This window comes from Rhizobium sp. PEPV16, assembly GCF_008919455.1.
In the GTDB taxonomy this organism is placed as follows: domain Bacteria; phylum Pseudomonadota; class Alphaproteobacteria; order Rhizobiales; family Rhizobiaceae; genus Rhizobium; species Rhizobium leguminosarum_Q.
The window spans coordinates 12,268-13,693 of the sequence record NZ_VSZV01000213.1 but is presented as its reverse complement, the minus strand read 5'-3'; the positions used below and the strand labels follow the sequence as shown (position 1 = coordinate 13,693).

Annotated in this window: 1 protein-coding gene and 1 pseudogene; one reads left to right on the top strand and one right to left on the bottom strand. The window is 64.0% G+C overall.

Features of this window, described 5'->3' with window-relative positions:
- Nucleotides 1-259, top strand: a pseudogene (locus tag FY112_RS06635) (NAD(P)-dependent oxidoreductase); the annotation flags it as partial.
- An 84-nt stretch (nt 260-343) separates the two neighbouring features.
- Here the strand turns inward: FY112_RS06635 and FY112_RS06630 are convergent.
- Nucleotides 344-1,426: glycerate kinase (locus tag FY112_RS06630; RefSeq protein ID WP_246700622.1), on the bottom strand; the 1,083-nt coding region annotated here is incomplete at its 5' end.

Sequence of the window (1,426 nt, the reverse complement as noted above, 5' to 3'; positions counted from 1 at the left end):
GACCCTTCGCGGTTATGCCGAATCCATGTCTCGCTGGTTCGGGCACGAGCCGAAACTCAGCTTCGCCCCCTTCGACGCCTGGGCCGAAAGTCAGACGGCTGAGGATGCGAAGGCGACATGGGAACATATCGCCCGCAGCCCGAATTGCTCGATCGCCAAAGCAAAACGCCTGCTCGGTTACACCCCGAGATACACCTCCCTGCAGGCGGTGCAGGAATCGGTCGGCTGGCTGGTCGGGCAGGGGCGGATCGAGACCTGATCCGCCAGCGCCGCCGGCGGCCGGCTGCTTTTGTTTTACGCAATTCCGGACGGAAAACCGCTTAGCACTTTTCCTGAAATTGCTCTAACGGATCAGGATAGCCCTGAAATCATTGACATTGGTTCCGGTCGGGCCGGTTTCGAAGAGATCGCTGGTGGCGGCAAAGCCCGAATAGCTATCATTGCCGTCGAGCAGCCGGCGCGGATCGAGCCCGGCGGCGCGCAGGCGCCTCACCGTGCCGCCATCGGCAAAGGCGCCGGCATTTTCCTCCGAGCCGTCGATCCCGTCGGTGTCGGCAGCGAGGACATGAATGCCCTCCTGTCCGTCGATCGCAAGCGCCATGGCGAGCGCGAATTCGCCATTGCGTCCGCCCTTGCTGCCTTTGGCTCTCAGCGTCACCGTCGTCTCGCCGCCGGAAAGGATGACGACCGGCTTGGAAAACGGCCTGTTGCGGCCCAATACCTCGCGGGCAATCGCCGCATGCACCAGCGCCACGTCGCGCGATTCCCCCTCGATTGCATCTGAAAGGATCGCCGGCTCGATCCCCTGCGACTTCGCCAGGGCGGCGGCGGCCTCCAGCGAAACGCCGGCGGAGGCGATGATGTGATACGCGTGCCGCAAGAAGACCGGATCGTCCGGCCGCGGTGCATCGGCTTTCGGCGAGTTCAGATGGTCGAATGCTGCCTGCGGCAGCTGCAATCCGTATTGCCTGATGATGTCGAGCGCATCGTGCCGTGTCGAACCATCAGGCACTGTCGGCCCGGAGGCGACATGAGCCGGGTTGTCGCCGGGAATATCGGAGACGATCAGGCTGACGACCCTCGCTTTAGTCGCTGCCGCAAGTCTTCCGCCCTTGATGGTGGAGAGATGCTTGCGCACGACATTCATCGCCGAAATCGGCGCGCCCGAGGCAAGCAGCATTTCGTTGAGAGCAATCTCGTCTTCAAGGGTCAGCCCGTCCGGTGGGGCGGGTAGCAGCGCCGAGCCGCCGCCGCAGATCAGCGCGATCACCAGATCGTCTTCCGTCAGCCCGTTCACCGTCTCCGTCAGCCGCTTTGCGGCGGCAAGGCCAGCCGCATCCGGCACCGGATGGGCGGCCTCGATAATCTCGATGCCGCGTGTCTCGCAGCCATAGCCGTAGCGGGTGACCACCACACCTTCGAGCGC